Annotated in this window: 13 protein-coding genes; 7 read left to right on the top strand and 6 right to left on the bottom strand. The window is 68.9% G+C overall.

Annotated elements, in window-relative coordinates; translation table 11 throughout:
* Positions 1 to 15 precede the first annotated feature (15 nt).
* From ACF1BE_RS31590 to ACF1BE_RS31565, 6 genes are read right to left on the bottom strand one after another with little or no spacing between them, the layout of a single operon-like run.
* Complete coding sequence (locus tag ACF1BE_RS31590; RefSeq protein WP_392202426.1) at positions 16 to 255, bottom strand: phosphopantetheine-binding protein; 240 nt, start codon at positions 253 to 255, stop codon at positions 16 to 18.
* Complete coding sequence (locus tag ACF1BE_RS31585) at positions 236 to 652, bottom strand: holo-ACP synthase (protein ID WP_392202425.1); 417 nt, start codon at positions 650 to 652, stop codon at positions 236 to 238. Before ACF1BE_RS31585 ends, ACF1BE_RS31590 begins: the two co-directional genes overlap by 20 nt.
* On the bottom strand, positions 649 to 1491 hold the full coding sequence (locus ACF1BE_RS31580; RefSeq protein WP_392202424.1) for a hypothetical protein: 843 nt from the start codon (positions 1489 to 1491) through the stop codon (positions 649 to 651). Before ACF1BE_RS31580 ends, ACF1BE_RS31585 begins: the two co-directional genes overlap by 4 nt.
* Positions 1491 to 2357, bottom strand: coding sequence for a diiron oxygenase (locus ACF1BE_RS31575; protein WP_392202423.1), 867 nt, complete (start codon positions 2355 to 2357; stop codon positions 1491 to 1493). Before ACF1BE_RS31575 ends, ACF1BE_RS31580 begins: the two co-directional genes overlap by 1 nt.
* Positions 2358 to 2383: 26 nt before the next feature.
* Positions 2384 to 3664: a cation:proton antiporter gene (locus ACF1BE_RS31570; protein WP_392202422.1), complete on the bottom strand. Its 1281-nt coding sequence runs from the start codon at positions 3662 to 3664 to the stop codon at positions 2384 to 2386.
* Positions 3661 to 5076: an NAD(P)/FAD-dependent oxidoreductase gene (locus ACF1BE_RS31565; protein ID WP_392202421.1), complete on the bottom strand. Its 1416-nt coding sequence runs from the start codon at positions 5074 to 5076 to the stop codon at positions 3661 to 3663. Before ACF1BE_RS31565 ends, ACF1BE_RS31570 begins: the two co-directional genes overlap by 4 nt.
* A 339-nt stretch (positions 5077 to 5415) precedes the next feature.
* On the opposite strand from ACF1BE_RS31565, the gene ACF1BE_RS31560 reads away from it, so the two are divergent.
* The 7 genes from ACF1BE_RS31560 to ACF1BE_RS31530 all read left to right on the top strand — a co-directional run bounded on the left by ACF1BE_RS31560 (position 5416) and on the right by ACF1BE_RS31530 (position 14684).
* A complete protein-coding gene (locus ACF1BE_RS31560; protein ID WP_392202420.1) occupies positions 5416 to 6879 on the top strand; it encodes a carboxylesterase/lipase family protein in 1464 nt (487 codons plus the stop codon).
* Between the two features lie 48 nt (positions 6880 to 6927).
* A complete protein-coding gene (pabB, locus tag ACF1BE_RS31555) occupies positions 6928 to 9054 on the top strand; it encodes an aminodeoxychorismate synthase component I (RefSeq protein ID WP_392202419.1) in 2127 nt (708 codons plus the stop codon).
* On the top strand, positions 9051 to 9905 hold the full coding sequence (locus ACF1BE_RS31550; protein ID WP_392202418.1) for an aminotransferase class IV: 855 nt from the start codon (positions 9051 to 9053) through the stop codon (positions 9903 to 9905). The genes pabB and ACF1BE_RS31550 overlap by 4 nt, the downstream gene beginning before the upstream one ends.
* 95 nt (positions 9906 to 10000) lie before the next feature.
* Positions 10001 to 10330 (top strand): ArsR/SmtB family transcription factor, encoded by a 330-nt coding sequence (locus tag ACF1BE_RS31545; protein ID WP_392202417.1) that lies wholly within the window; start codon positions 10001 to 10003, stop codon positions 10328 to 10330.
* Between the two features lie 52 nt (positions 10331 to 10382).
* Positions 10383 to 11570 (top strand): 3-deoxy-7-phosphoheptulonate synthase, encoded by a 1188-nt coding sequence (locus ACF1BE_RS31540; RefSeq protein ID WP_392202416.1) that lies wholly within the window; start codon positions 10383 to 10385, stop codon positions 11568 to 11570.
* A gap of 112 nt (positions 11571 to 11682) precedes the next feature.
* Positions 11683 to 13062, top strand: a complete 1380-nt coding sequence (locus ACF1BE_RS31535) for an MFS transporter (RefSeq protein ID WP_392202415.1) — start codon at positions 11683 to 11685, stop codon at positions 13060 to 13062.
* 482 nt (positions 13063 to 13544) lie between these two features.
* Entirely contained in the window at positions 13545 to 14684 is a 1140-nt protein-coding gene (locus ACF1BE_RS31530; RefSeq protein ID WP_392202414.1) for a response regulator transcription factor, read from the top strand.
* Positions 14685 to 14774: the final 90 nt, after the last annotated feature.

The raw sequence follows: 14774 nt of genomic DNA, 5'->3' as shown, positions 1-14774 counted from the left end.
CTCTCCTGGTGCTGGTCAGGCCGCGACGAAGAATGCTTTCTCGATCGCGGCCAGGGTCTGGAAGTCCTGGATGTCGATGTTGTCGAAGTCGATCTCCACGCCGGTCGCGTTCTCGATCACGTAGACCAGCTCCACGAAGGTCAGCGAATCGACCAGGCGGGTCTGGATCAGGTTCTCCTCGGCGTCGATGGTCTGGCGCTCCGGATGCCGTTTCAGGATCCAGTTGCGGACTTCGTCAATCCCTGTCGCTGCCATCTGCACTCCTGTTCTCTGGGTTGCCCGCCGTGAACGCCACCGCCACGGCACAGGGTTCGTCGTGGGTGATGCTCACCGCGATGTGCTCGATACCGGCGCGTCGCGCCAGTTCGGCGGCCCGGCCCGCGAGCCGCACCACCGGCCGGCCGCCGTCGGCGGTCAGGATCTCGATGCCGCGCCACGGCAGGGTCTGGCCGACCGTGTGGAACAGCTTGAACACCGCCTCCTTGGCGGCGAGCCGGCCCGCGATGCCCGGGATGTCGGGACCGGTGTCATCGCGGCAGAGCCGGATCTCCTCCGCGGAGAGCATCCGCGCCAGCAGGAGTTCGTCGTGCACCAGCTCCCGCACCCGGCTGAACGGGACCATGTCGATGCCGACCCGGCCCTCCACCGTCACGGCAGCCGCGCGGCGGCGTCCCGGACCGCCGCCAGCGCCTGCGGCGCGCTCCCGTGAGCGTCCAGCAGCACGGCCAGCCAGCGCTCCAGCCCGAATGCCACGCAGCTGGTGTACGCGTAGCCGGATTCGCCGGCGAGCCGGATGCGGCAGCGTTCACCGAAGAAGTTCCGGTGCGTGTTGACGGACGCGATGGCCAGGTCACCGGCCTGGAACTCGTACTTGACCGGGCTGAGCCGGGACAGCAGCGCCCGCGCGCCGTCGTTCTCGAAGAACGGGTCGGTCGCCGCCACCCGCTCCAGATCCACTCCCAGCGCCGCGCCGAACGCGGTGATCCGCTCGGTGAACTCGGCCAGCAGCCGCTGTGTGTGGTCGTAGGAGCCCAGTGCCACGATCTCCCGCATCTGGAAGCTGGCCAGCCGGCGGAGCGGGACGTAGTGGTCCTCGTTGCGGAAACACCGGTTCACCAGGGTCACCAGGGTGTCCTGGGCCAGCTCGGCGTCCTCGTAGAACAGGTAGGCGCCGAAGCAGGTGGCGTGCGGCAGGCCGAGCCGGGCCTCACGCAGACCGGCCGGGGTGAACCGCCCGTCCGCCGGCTCCGCCGGGCCGCCCGCCAGCTCCAGCGGGGCCGCGACCAGGGCGAGGTGCGGGAAGTTGGTGTAGACGTCGAACTTCGCCAGGTCCTCGACGGGGTACACCGGCGGCGGCAGGATCTCCCGGGCGCCGGCGCTCCGGCCCCAGCCGGTGAAGACGCCGTCCAGTTCGCGGAGCAGATCGGTCTGGTCCGGGTCGAGAATGGCCAGCGCGTCGGTGCGCGTGACCGATGCGGCATGGGCGGTCATCAGATGATCCCGATCTTCTCGAGGAATTTCGAGGTCTTGCGGAAGATGCTCTGCTCGAAAGCCGCCCGTGCGGGCGACGTCAGCAGTTCCTCGCGTACGGCCAGCGGGTCGGCGAGACCGGCGTCCCGGTAGACGTGCGGGTTGAACAGCGATTCGAAGCTGTAGGTCATGTACCGGCGCAGATAGTCGCCGATGTCGGCCAGTTCCTGCTCGGTCGCGGTCCGCTTCACGTCGGCGAACAGCGCGGTGACCAGCTCTCGGCCGAACGCGATGTGCCGGGACTCGTCCTGGTGGTGGATCCGGTTGATGGCCCGGATGGTCTCGTGCAGCCCGGTGTCCAGGGCCATCCGGGAGTTGAAGTGGTCGACCAGTTCCTCGAAGATCAGGATCCGGGCGAAGACCAGCAGGCTCTCCACGTCCGACTTCGGGATCTCCGCGCTCGCCCCGGCCGGCTGCCGGTATATCTTCCCGCCGTAGCGCAGGCAGAACTCGGCGAAGAACCACATGTGTTCGTTCTCCTCACCGATGAAATGGTGGAAGAACTCCGACGGCGTCTCGAATCCCTTGGTGTGGATGCGCCGGGTGACCTCGATGAGCAGTTCACGGATGCCGTGCACGTTCAGGCTGTAGAAGTTGATGCTCTCGAACTTGGAGAGCGCGTACAACTCCTTTTCGGACAGGCGCCCGGCGACGGAGGTGCCGTGGGTGGTGGTCAGTTCGGGGCTCATCCACCACATGTCGTCCGGCAGGGTCTCCGGCCACTCGAACAGCCGGTAGGGGTTGTAGTAGTCGTCGATCGACTTGGTGGTCAGCCGGTCGAGGATCTTCAGGAAACGGTCGTCGGAATTGATCAGCTCGCTCACCATGTGTCTGCCACTCCATTCGAGGTCGTTCAGGCTCTGACGCTGCCGGCAGCCGGTCCGGCGGTGACCGGTGACCGGCCGGCAACCGGCGCCCCGGTGCGGTCCCGGTCCTGTGCGACCAGCCGAGGGGGGTACAGAACGCGCAGCAGGGGGCCGGCCATCACGGTGGTGAGTACCGCCATGAGCACCATCAGCGAGTACAGGCGCTGGTCCAGCAGGCCGAGTTGCAGCCCGGTGGTGAGAATGATCAGTTCGGTGAGCCCTCTGGTGTTGAGCAGGGTGGCCAGCACCGCGGACCGCCGCCAGCCGAACCCGGCCCACCGCGCGCCGGCCGTCGCACCGAGGAACTTGCCGCCCACCGCGACCAGCATGATCGCCCCGAACTCGGCCGGCCCGGACGCCCCGAGCCGGGAGAGGTCCACCTGTGCACCGGCCACCACGAAGTACACCGGCAGCAGCAGGTATTCGGTCACCAGCCCCAGCTGGCGGCCGGCCGGCTCACACAGCCCGCCCGGCTCCGACGGCATGATCAGGCCGAACACGAACGCGCCGAACAGGAAGTGCAGACCCAGCCACTCGGTCGCCGCGCCACAGGCCAGCAGCCCGGCCAGCGCGATCACGAACGGCTCCCGCGTCCGCGCCTGCCGCACCCGCCACCGCGCCCACCTGGCCAGCAGCGGCCGGCCGGCCCCGAACAGCAGGCCCAGCAGCGGGATCACCAGCAGCAGCCGCCACTGGGTCCGGCCGGAGGCCAGCATGGTCGTGACCGCCAGCATCGACCAGGCCAGCAGGTCACCGGCCGCGGCGCTCGCCAGCGAGATGCCGGCCACCGGGGTGCCCAGCAGGTCGCGGTCGCGGACGATCCGGGCCAGCACCGGGAACGCGGTCACCGACATCGCGGTACCCAGGAACAGGGCGTACCCCACCGTCCGGCCGCCGGACGGCGCGTCCATGGTCACGGCCAGCAGGCACGCCAGGCCGAAGGGCACCGTGATCGAGCCGAGCGTGGTGGACAGCACGGCACCGGTCTGGCGTCGCGGTGGATGCCGGGTGAGTTCCTGGCCGATCAGGAACAGGAACAGCGCGATCCCGAGGTTGCCCAGCGCGCTCAGGACCAGGTGGATACCTGCCGGGAACAGCGCGCGGTGCACCGCGCCCGGCAGCAGGGTCGGGCCGAGCAGGATGCCGGCCAGGATCTCCCCGATCACCGCGGGCTGGCCCCACCGGGCCAGCAGCCGGCCGAGCGTCTTGGCCACCACCAGCACCATGGCCAGCACCAGCAGCAGCGTGACGCTCTGCTGCGAGGTCACTCCGCCTCGACGGCCGGCGCGACCAGCCGCCGGATCCGCAGCTTCGGCTCCAGTTCGAGGTAGAGGCCGCCCACGGCCTTCTCCGGGGAGGCGGGCATCGAGTTCATCGCCTCGTTGTGGCCGGCGAGGATGCCGCCCTGGGTGTCGACGTCGCCCTCGGTGCGGATGCGCTGGGCCACCTTGTCCAGCGCGGCGGTCCCGTCCCGGCTGTCGTCCAGGTCCTCGACGCCGGTCACGATGTGCAGGAACGACTCGTACAGGTTCAGCATGTGCCGTTCCCGCCGGGTCAGCTTGTCCGCCTCGAAGAACTGCGACTCGCGGTTGTAGCTCTTGTAGAAGAAGGACACCACGACCAACAGCCGCTCGTACGCCTGGCGGTAGGCCTTGGCGAAGAACGAGGTGGCCTCCTCCTCGGACAGCTCGCCGTCCACGATCGCGGAGATGGCCGCGGCGGCCAGCAGCGCGCTGAACGTGGCCAGGTGCACGCCCGTGGACAGCAGCGGGTCCAGGAAACAGGCCGCGTCACCGATCAGCAGGTACCCCGGGCCGGTGAACTGCTCCGAGCTGTACGAGTAGTCCTGCTCGACCTTGAACTCGGGCAGCCGCTCCGCCCCCTCCACCATCTCGGCGATGCGCGGGCACTGGGCGAGGGCGTCGAAGTAGACGTTCTCGACACTGCCGAGCCGGTCCCGTTCCGCGGCGAACGTCGTCCGCTTGGCCACCAGGCCGATGGAGTGGGTGCCGTCGTGCAGCGGGATCGACCAGAACCATCCGTACGGCACCGAGCAGACCGCGATCGCGCCGGCCGGTCCCCGCTCGAGCGGCTTCACCCCGCGCCAGTAGGACCACACCGCGATGTTCTTGAACGCCTCCTGGTAGTGGCGGTTCTTCAGGTACTTGGTGGCCATCAGGCCGGACCGGCCCGTCGCGTCCACCAGGAAGTCGAAGCTGATCTCACCGGTGACCGAGCGGTCACCGGAGGCGGCCCAGCGGGCCTTGACCGGCCGGCCCTCGTCGAATTCGATCTCGGTGACCTTCGTGCCCTGCCGCACGTCCACGCCGAGTTCCGCGGCGTTGTCCAGCAGGATATGGTCGAATTCAGACCGAATCACCTGGTAGCTGTACCGGCCGGAGCCTGTCAGGTGGTCGAAGTTGAGGTCCCAGTTCTCCGGGCCCCACTCGAAGTACGCGCCGTCCTTCCGTACGAAACCGTGCTTGTCGATCTTCTCCCGGACGCCGAGCAGGTCGAGAATCGGCAGCACGGAAGGCAAGATCGACTCGCCGATGTGGTACCGCGGAAATGTCGAACTCTCCAGCAGGGTCACTTGGACCCCCTGTCGCGCCAGTAGTCCGGCGGCCGTGCTGCCCGCCGGCCCGCCGCCGATCACCAGCACCTGGGTACGCTCCCCCATCACCGATTCCTCACCTCGGTTGGCACCCAACATTCGGACGCGAAGACGCTAGATTTCCGCGGTGGAAACCCGCAACAACCAGAAGAGGGTGGCCACATGTGGCCACCCGCCGGACGGCGGGAGGACCGGACCGGCCGGCGTGCGGACGTGGGACCGGATGCCGGCCGGGTACGACGGCGGGTGACCCGCGCCCCCGGTGGCCGAACGAGGCCAGCCACTTCCGGCAATTGCGATCGCCGGTGCCCCTACTTAGTGTTGCCCAGCGACGCCCCGGTGCCGGGAGATCGTATCTGGAAGGGACCAGCATTGGCCGCACAGGAGAACGTGAGGGAACCGGCCTTGGCGACCACGACTTCGGGTGTCGTCGCGGGCAGGGTCCACGAGGGCGTTATTTCGTTCAAGGGAATTCCGTACGCGGCGGAGCCTTTCGGCGAGAACCGGTTCCTGCCGCCACAGCCTCCGAAGCCCTGGGACGGCGTGCGCGAGGCATTCGAGTACAGTCCGGCCGCGCCGCAGCCCAACACCTTCTCACTGGTGGACGCCACGCCCCTCTACCCGTGGGGGACCGACTGCCTGACCCTCAACGTCTACACCCCCGACCTCGGCGCGGCCCGGCTGCCGGTCATGGTCTGGGTGCACGCCGGCGGTTACATATCCGGCAGCGCCTCCACCACCCGCGCCGACGGGTCGGTCTTCGCGCGCGAGGGCGTCGTCGTGGTCGCGATGAACTACCGCCTCGGCGCCGACGGATTCCTTTCCGTCCCGGGAGGCACCACCAATGCGGGCATGCGCGACGTCGTCGCCGCACTGCGCTGGATACGCGAGAACATCGCTGCCTTCGGCGGCGACCCGGACGCCGTCACCGTCTTCGGCAACTCCTCCGGCAGCGCCATCATCTCGGCGATCGCCAGGACCGTCGCCGGAGAGGGACTCATCCACCGGGCCATCCTCCAGAGCCCGTGTCTGTCGGTGGTCGCCGAGGCGGAGGAGGGGCACGCGCTCGCCAAGCGGGTCCTCGCCGACCTGGGCGTCGAGACCGATCTGCGTGATGTCCCGCTCAAGGAACTGCTGGGCCGCCGGCAGCGCGCCCTGGACGTCCGCTTCCGCGACGCCCAGCGCTGGCACCCGTACACCTACTGGTTCAGCCCCTACATGCCGGTCGTGGACGACACCCTGTTCACCGACTCGGCGCTGAGCGAACGCATTCCGTCCTCCGTCGACCTGCTGATCGGCACCAATCGCGACGAGTCACGCTACTTCCTGATGCGCAACGGGCAGTTCAACACGGCGACCGAGCAGGATCTGCTCGACGCCCAGAACTCCTACGGCCTCTCCGAGGAGTGCCGTGCCGCCGCGCGTTCCCTGTACGGGCATCTCCCGCTCGGCGAACAACTCGCCGAAGCGGTGACCAACTGGGTCTTCCGCGGTTCCACCGTCGAACTCACCCGCCTGCACGCCCGGTCCGGCGGAAACACCTACGCGTACGAGTTCACCTGGCAGGATTCGCCCGCTTTCGACGGCCGTTACGGCGCCGCCCATTTCCTCGAGGTCCCTTTCCTCTTCGACCAGCTCGACGATCCCGCCTTCGCACCCCAGGTCGGCCCGGACGCTCCCGCGGAACTCGGCCGCTTCCTGCGCGGCAGCTGGATCCGGTTCGCCACGACAGGCGACCCCGGCTGGTCCCGTTATGACGACGAGGACCGCTCGGTCATGATTTTCGACAACACCTGCCGAGTCGAACCCGACCCCCGCGAATACCACCGCGCCGCCTGGGACGCTCAGTTCGCCAGACCCACCCCATAGGTGACAATGCCGACGCCGTACGCCGGCGTCCCGTCTGGGAGAATCCCGATGCGTAGCCTGATCATCGACAATTACGACTCGTATACGTTCAATCTCTTCCAACTGATCGCGGAGGTGAACGGGTGTGAGCCGGTCGTTCTCAAGAACGACGATCCGGCGCTGACCACGCTGGACCTGACGGAGTTCGACAACATCGTCGTCTCGCCCGGCCCCGGAAGCCCACGGATCCCGCGTGATCTGGGCTATGTCGGGGACATCCTGGCCAGAGCGGACGTACCGGTGCTCGGAGTCTGTCTCGGTCATCAGGCGATCGCCCATGCCGCCGGTGCGACGGTCGACCGTGCGCCCGAGCCGCGACACGGCCACCTCACCAAGGTCCGGCACACGGGAGTCGAGCTGTTCCGCGGTGTGCCGCAGGACTTCACCGCCGTCCGCTATCACTCGCTGTGCGCCGACGAGCCGCTGCCCGAGGCGATCGAGGCCACGGCGTGGGCGGAGGACGGGGTCGTCATGGCGATCCGGCACCGCACCCGCCCCCAGTGGGGAGTGCAGTTCCATCCGGAATCCATCGCCTCGGAGTACGGCCGCGAGATCATCGCCAACTTCAGGGACATCACGGCCGCCGGCGCCGCGGCGAACGGCGACGCGGCGCACGAGCCGGAGCAGAGCCCGCCGGTGTCCGCCGACGCCGGACAGCCGGCGGGCCCGGCCGGCGACGCCTACGAGCTGCTCGAACTCACGGTCCCCGGCGCCGTGCACACCGAGGCGGCGTTCACCCAGCTGTTCGCGCTGTCCGAGTACGCCTTCTGGCTGGACAGCAGCCGTGTCGAGCCCGGACTGTCCCGGTTCTCGTTCCTCGGCGACGCCTCGGGGCCGCTCAGCGAGGTGCTGACCTACCGACTCGCGGACCAGGCCGTGCTGGTGCGGAGCGCCGAGGGCGTCCACCGGGAGAAAGGCACCGTCTTCGACGTCCTGGAGCGCCGGCTCGCCGAGCGCCGGCTCACCGACCCCGGGCTTCCGTTCGACTTCACGAGCGGCTACGTCGGCTACTTCGGCTACGAGTTGAAGGACGACCTCGGCTCCCGCCCCGGGCACACCGCCGAGACACCCGACGCCACCTGGATCTTCGCCGACCGTCTGATCGCCGTCGACCACGAGCGCGAACTCACCTACGTCGTCGCCCTGCACCGCGGCGATCCGGACACCAGGAAGTCCGCCCAGGAGTGGATCGACGACACCGCCGCCGAGCTGGTCGCGCTGCTCGGCCGACCCGACACCGCGGGGGAGGGCGATGGGGCGGACGCGGCCGGGACGGTCGACGACACCGTCGACCCGCGCCCGTGGCTGGCCCGCGATCCCGAAGGCTATGTGGGCGACATCGAGGAATGCCGGCGCCAGCTCGTCGCCGGCGAGAGCTACGAGATATGTCTGACGAACAAGGTCCGGGTCCCCTTCGACCTGGACGATCTGGCCTACTACCGCAGGCTGCGCGCCTCCAACCCGGCGCCCTACGCGGCACTGCTGCGACTCGGTGACGTGACCGTCTTCAGCTCCTCTCCCGAGCGCTTCCTGAAGATAGACGCCGATCGCGTGGTGGAGACGAAGCCCATCAAGGGAACGGCGCCACGCGGCACCGACCCCGCCCACGACGCCGCTCTGGCCGCGGAACTCGCGAACAGCGCCAAGACGCGGGCGGAGAACCTCATGATCGTGGATCTGCTGCGCAACGACCTGGGCCGCGTCTGCGAGATCGGCAGCGTCGGCGTCCCGAGCTTCATGGCGGTGGAGTCCTACGCCACCGTGCACCAGCTGGTGTCCACGGTGCGGGGGGTGCTGCGCCCGGAGATCAGCGCGGTGGACTGCGTACGGCACTGTTTCCCGGGCGGGTCGATGACCGGCGCGCCGAAGCTGCGCACCATGGAGATCATCGACGGCCTCGAGACCGAGGCCCGGGGCATCTACTCGGGTGCCCTCGGATACCTCGGGCTGACCGGTACCGCGGACCTCAACATCGTGATCCGTACGGCGGTGCGCCACCGCGACGAGCTGAGCGTCGGTGCCGGCGGCGCCATCGTCCTCGACTCCAGCCCCGAGGGCGAACTCGACGAGATGCTGCTCAAGGCCAGCGCCTCGCTGCGGGCGCTGCCGTCGCGGACCCTCGGGCGCCGGCGGTGACGGGCTCCGGCAGTGCCGGCCGGCGCTGGTGCTGGTCCCAGGCCGACGGCACGTTCGCCGCCGTACCGCCGGACGGGCCGGTCGACGTCATCGACTCCTGGCTGGTGTCGGACGGCAGGGTCGTCGCGCTCGACGCGCACCTCGACCGTTTCACCACCGCCTGCGCCACGTTGTTCGCCGTACCGCGGGAACACACCTCCGCCTTCCTGCGCGCCGCGGTCCGTCGCATCCCGGCACGCGGCCGCTGGTTCCCCCGGATGGAACTCACCGTCCGTGACGGCGGGCCGGCCTTTCATCTCCGGCTCCGGGCGGCGCCCCCGCGCGGTGCCGCCGTCCGGGTCTGGGTGCACGACGGCGCCGACCAGCGGCGGCATCCGTCCGTGAAGGGCCCCGACCTGGACTGGCTGGCACAGGTGCGGTCTGCCGCCCAGCGCCGGGGCGCCGACGAGGCGCTCCTTCTCTCCGCGGACGGCCGGCTGGTCGAGGGGTCGACGACCAGCGTTCTCTGGTGGCGAGGCGACACCCTGTACGCGCCCGACGCGGACCGCCTGGACCTGCTGCCGAGCGTCACCCGGACGGCGGTCCTGCGGATCGCGGCCGCCCACCGTACCCGCGTCGCCTACGCGTGTCCCCGCCCGGAGGACCTGGCCGGCCTGGAGACCTGGGCGGTCAACGCGCTGCACGGCATCCGGCCGGTGCGGGAGTGGGTCGGATCCTCCACCGTGGCCGGGCCGGCGCCGCGCGCACGGACGTGGCAGACACGGCTGGACGCGCTGGCCGCCGACCGGTCCGAGGAGCCGGCCACCGACCGGTCCCGGGAGCCGGTCATCGACAAACCGGCCACCCGGTGATCCCGCCGCCCACAGCTGGGAACGCCCGCAGGGCGAGGTGATCGACAACGGTTCGACAGTCCCGGACTGTCGAACAATGTGCTATGGTCACCGCTATGCGCCTGCTACCCGAGCCTGCTCTCGAGTCGCTGACGCTTGCTTCAGTGTTGTACGCACTCGGCAATCCGGTGCGTTTGGAGCTGGTGCGGCGAGCATTCGCCAACCCCGGTCTGACCTGCACCGTCGAAGGTTTGGGAGTACCGAAATCGACACTGAGCAGTCACTGGCGGATCCTCCGCGAGGCCGGGGTGATCAGAATGGCCGTCGACGGCAGATGCCGACGGATCTGGTTGCGCTCCGACGAGTTGAGCGACCGTTTCCCGCACCTGCTGGACGCGATTCTGCGCCAGAGTTCTGTCGAGTCGCTGCATAGCACACTGCCGTAACAGCAAGGCTGCGCTCTTCCTCTTTTGTAGGGCTTTCACGGGGGTTTTGCTCATGGGGCTTGCCGGGTTATCGACCGCGAACGAGCGCGACCATCAGCCGGATTGGCCGGTGGAGTCGGAGGTGCGCCGTGCCCGCGTGGCACTGGCCCGGTCGGCGCCCCTGGTGCCGGTCTCGGACATCCGCCTCCTGCGAGCCCGGCTGGCGGAACCGGCGTTCCTGCTGCACGCCGGGGACTGCGCGGAGACGTTCCGGGACAATACGCGCCGGTCGGTGGCGAACCGCGTGTCGCTGTTGCGCGGCATCGCCGACGCGATCGAGATGAAGAGCGGCCGGTCGGTGGTGACCGTCGGGCGGATCGCCGGGCAGTACGCGAAGCCCCGCTCGGCGCCGTCGGAGCAGCGGGCGGGGGTCTCCCTGCCCTCGTACTTCGGTGATGCGGTCAATGACGCGGACTTCGCGCCGGGCAAACGCACGGCCGACCCCTGGAACATGGTCCGGGCCTACGAACAGTCCCGGAAAACCCTCACCTACCTGTCGGACTCGGGCGTCTTCACCTCGCACGAGGCACTGCTGCTCGACTACGAACAGCCGCAGACCCGCCGCAGCGCGGACGAGGGCCGGCTCTACGACCATTCGGCACATCTGCTCTGGATCGGCGAGCGCACGCGATCGCTGACCGGTCCCCATGTGGCCTTCGCCGCCGGGATAGCCAATCCGATCGCGGTGAAGATCGGGCCCGGCGCCACCCCGGCGGACCTGATGGCCCTGCACGCCGTGCTCAATCCTGACAACGTCCCGGGCCGGCTGGCCTTCATCTTCCGTATGGGCCGCCGACGGGCGTACGACCTCGTCTACGCCATGCTGAGCCGCATGGTGGCGGAGGGCTGGGTGGACCGGGTCGTCTGTGACCCGATGCACGGCAATACGGTCGTCAGCCCGGCCGGGGTGAAAACGCGCGTGGTCGGCGATATCGAATCCGAGCTGCGCGCGTTCTTCGGCGCCTGTAACGATACGGGAGTCGTTCCGGGTGGGATCCACCTGGAGGTGAGTGGTGACGACGTCAGCGAATGTGTCGCGACACAGGTCAACGACACGTACCTGGCCACGAATTACCGCAGCGTCTGCGATCCCCGGCTGAACCCGGTACAGGCCGCGTACCTCGGGCAGGTGGTGGGCGAACTCCTGGTGCCTCACCGGGAGTTCAGCGCATGGCTGGAAGTGGCGATGTCACACCGCTGACGCCGGGCGTCATCTCCCGCTCATCGCGGGATTCATCGAGATCGGTAGCAGTTCATAAAGGGGTTCCCACGTGTCCGTGGAAGTTCGATCGAATCGAGCAGTAGTGCTCGCCATGGCCTGTGTAGGGCAGTTCATGGTACTGCTCGACAGCACTATTGTCGGTGTAGCACTCCCTGACATGCAGCACAAGCTGCACACCGGGTTATCCGGTCTCCAGTGGATCGTCGACGCTTACGTGTTGCTGGTCGCCATGCTGTTGCTGACCGGCGGCGTCTTCGCCGACCGCTTCGGCCGCAAGCGGGTGTATCTGTCGGGTGCGGTGGTGTTCACCCTCGCGTCCGTGGTCTGTGCCGTCGCGCCCTCGCTCGGCTGGCTGATCTTCGGCCGGGTCCTGCAGGGCGTCGGAGCCGCGGCGCTGAGCCCCGGCTCGCTGGCCCTGCTCGCCGCCGCGTACCCCGTTCCCCAGGAGCGGGTCAAGGCGATCGGCCTGTGGGCCGGTATCAGCGGTACCGGCCTGGCGGCGGGACCGCTGGCCGGCGGCATCCTGGTGGACGCCTTCGACTGGCGCGCCATCTTCCTGGTCAACGTGCCCATCGGCGCGGTGCTGCTGCTGGCCGCTCTGCCCACCCTGAGCGAGTCCCGCAACCCCAACGCGCCGGCCATCGACATCCCGGGGACGGTCCTGTCCATCCTCGGCGTCGGGGCGCTGACCTACGGGCTGATCGAAGGCGGCGCGAAGGGCTGGACCTCGCCGGTCATCCTGGGGAGCTTCGCCGCGGCGGTGGTGATCCTCGGTGCGTTCATCGCCGTGGAGGGACGCACCGCGACGCCGATGCTGCCACTGCGACTGTTCCGGAACCGGTTGTTCACGGTGTCCAACACCGCCATGGTCATGGTCGGTTTCGCGCTGATGGGTTCGGTCTTCTTCTTCTCGCAGTTCTTCGTCGCCGTGCAGGGCGATTCGATCCTGAGTTCCGGCCTGAAGACCCTGCCCATCTCGCTCGGCATGGCGATCGTCAGCCCGTACGCGGGCCGGCTGGCCGCGAAGTACGGCTTCCGGATCGTGGTCACCAGCGGCCTGGCGGTGGCCGGCGTGGGCCTGCTGACCCTGGGCTACGTGCATGCGGACACCCCCTACTCGAACATGTGGTGGCGCTTGGCGGTCACCGGTGTCGGTTTCGCCCTGACCATGTCGCCGTTGACGGGCGCCGCCATCCAGTCGGTCAACCCGCAGGAGGGCGGTCTCGCGTCGGGCATCAGCAGCACCACCCGGCAGATCGGTGCGGTGCTCGGTGTGGCGGTGCTCGGTGCCATCGTCGTCAGCCGGGAGGACAGCGGGGCGTCCTTCGAGGCCGGTCTCGACAGTGCCTTCCTCGTCGCCGGCGCGGCCACGCTGGTCACCGCGGTGTTCACCGGCCTGTGGCTGGTGAAGTCCAAGCCCGCGGAGGTTCTCGTGCCGGAGGCACGCCCGCAGGCGCAGCCGACCGACTGACCCGTCGACGCGCGGCCGTGTGACATGCGCGGTCGCATCCGGCGGACGGGGCGGCGGGCCTTTCCACCCGGGGACCGCCGCCCCACCCCCCCCGTGACCGGAGACGGCATGGGATCACCCAGCAGACTGTCATGTTCTGATCAAGATGAATGGGTTCCCGTGCCGGTGTGGCACGGGTGAGCCGCACCGGCCGCCCCACCATCACCGAAGCCGCCGCGCCCCGGAACCACACCCTCGCACCGTCTCCGCAGCCGGCCCGGCCGCAGACCCACGGCCCTGGATCGAGCGTGCCGGCCGTCAGGGACACCAGGCACGTCGGGCACCGACATTCCGAGTATCTCCGAGAAAGGCGTCAGACGTCTGATGAGCAATGTCATGGCGAGACTCAACACGAGCCGCGCGTCCGTCGTGGTGCGCGCCCTGGAAATCAGAACGACCAAGAAGGGAATGCGTACGAACAGCGTGCCCGGGAGGAGTCGGTCGTGAAGAAGGACTCCGCTCTCGGTGGCATACCGGACACGGCCGGACAGATCCGGCTCCAGCGCGTCGCCTCCGAGATGGACGACGAACTGGTCGTCCAGATCTACCAGTACACCCTGGCGCACGAGCCCGTCACCATTTCCCAGGTGGCGACCGCGCTGCGAATACCGCCGGCCGAGGTCGAGCAGGCCATGAGCCTGCTGCGCAACCTGCGGCTGCTGCGCTACTCCGAGGAGTCGGACAGGTACCGGGCCATCTGCCCGGACGCCGCGCAGAACGAACTGGTCATCCCTCTGCAACGGGCGGTCAACGACAAAAGACGTGAACTTGCCAGCATCCACGAGCGACTGCACACGCTCTCGGGTATTTTCAGCAGCCTGCGCCGCACTCATCAGCACAATGACAAAGTGGTCACCCTGCTCGACCCGCAGCAGGCATGGCTCCACCTGACCGATTCCCTGCGGAACTGCACCTCGGAAGTCCTGGCCATGCAGCTCCTGGACGGCGGGCCGAGCCAGAGCTTTCCACCGTTCGAGCTGCCCATGCCGTCGAACGGCGTACCGATCCGGCTGGTGTGCCCGCACTCCGCCCGGGCCAGGACGACCACCAGGGCCCGGCTGCGCCAGATGATCGACGCGGGTGCCCAGGTCCGCACGACCAACCACATCTTCGACAACCTGGTCCTGGTCGGCTCCGAAGTGGCGTTCGTGGCGCACCAGGAGCCGGACGAGGACGTCCCCAGCGTCATCGCCGTCTACGAGCCACTGATCATCTCCCTGCTGCACCGCCTGTACGAGTTCGCCTGGCAGGCCGGCACGGACTTCGACGCCGATGCCGTCTCCTACGGGGAGACGCTGACCGACCTCAACGCCGGAATCCTCAACCTGATGGCCCAGGGCCTCAAGGACGAGGTCGTCGCCCGCCGCATCGGCGTGGGCTCCAGGACTTTCCGCCGGCACATCTCCAGCATCATGGACAGGCTGGGCGCCGCGACCCGGTTCCAGGCCGGGGTCGTCGCGGCCCGGGCCGGACTCATCGACGGCAGACCCGTCACCCCCCCGGCGCAGGCCCCCCAACGACCCCCCCAGCCCGTGGAAGACCGCCGCCGCCCAAGATTCGCGGACCGGGGCGCGGACGCCTAAAGGGTGTTGCACAAGGCCGTGATCAAGCAGCCGGAAGCGAGAGGCTGGGCTTGTCGGGTCATGCGGCGAGGGCGAGGTTGTGCATGTGGG

Source organism: Streptomyces sp. NPDC014991 (genome assembly GCF_043080665.1).
GTDB lineage: Bacteria > Actinomycetota > Actinomycetes > Streptomycetales > Streptomycetaceae > Streptomyces.
This window is presented reverse-complemented; position numbering and strand designations above follow the sequence as displayed.

Bases quoted from the DNA above. Each gene is read 5' to 3' on its own strand.
- ACF1BE_RS31590 (WP_392202426.1), bottom strand. From the start codon at position 255: ATGGCAGCGACAGGGATTGACGAAGTCCGCAACTGGATCCTGAAACGG.
- ACF1BE_RS31580 (WP_392202424.1), bottom strand. From the start codon at position 1,491: ATGACCGCCCATGCCGCATCGGTCACGCGCACCGACGCGCTGGCCATT.
- ACF1BE_RS31575 (WP_392202423.1), bottom strand. From the start codon at position 2,357: ATGGTGAGCGAGCTGATCAATTCCGACGACCGTTTCCTGAAGATCCTC.
- ACF1BE_RS31565 (WP_392202421.1), bottom strand. From the start codon at position 5,076: ATGGGGGAGCGTACCCAGGTGCTGGTGATCGGCGGCGGGCCGGCGGGC.
- pabB (WP_392202419.1), top strand. From the start codon at position 6,928: ATGCGTAGCCTGATCATCGACAATTACGACTCGTATACGTTCAATCTC.
- ACF1BE_RS31545 (WP_392202417.1), top strand. From the start codon at position 10,001: ATGCGCCTGCTACCCGAGCCTGCTCTCGAGTCGCTGACGCTTGCTTCA.
- ACF1BE_RS31540 (WP_392202416.1), top strand. From the start codon at position 10,383: ATGGGGCTTGCCGGGTTATCGACCGCGAACGAGCGCGACCATCAGCCG.
- ACF1BE_RS31535 (WP_392202415.1), top strand. From the start codon at position 11,683: ATGGCCTGTGTAGGGCAGTTCATGGTACTGCTCGACAGCACTATTGTC.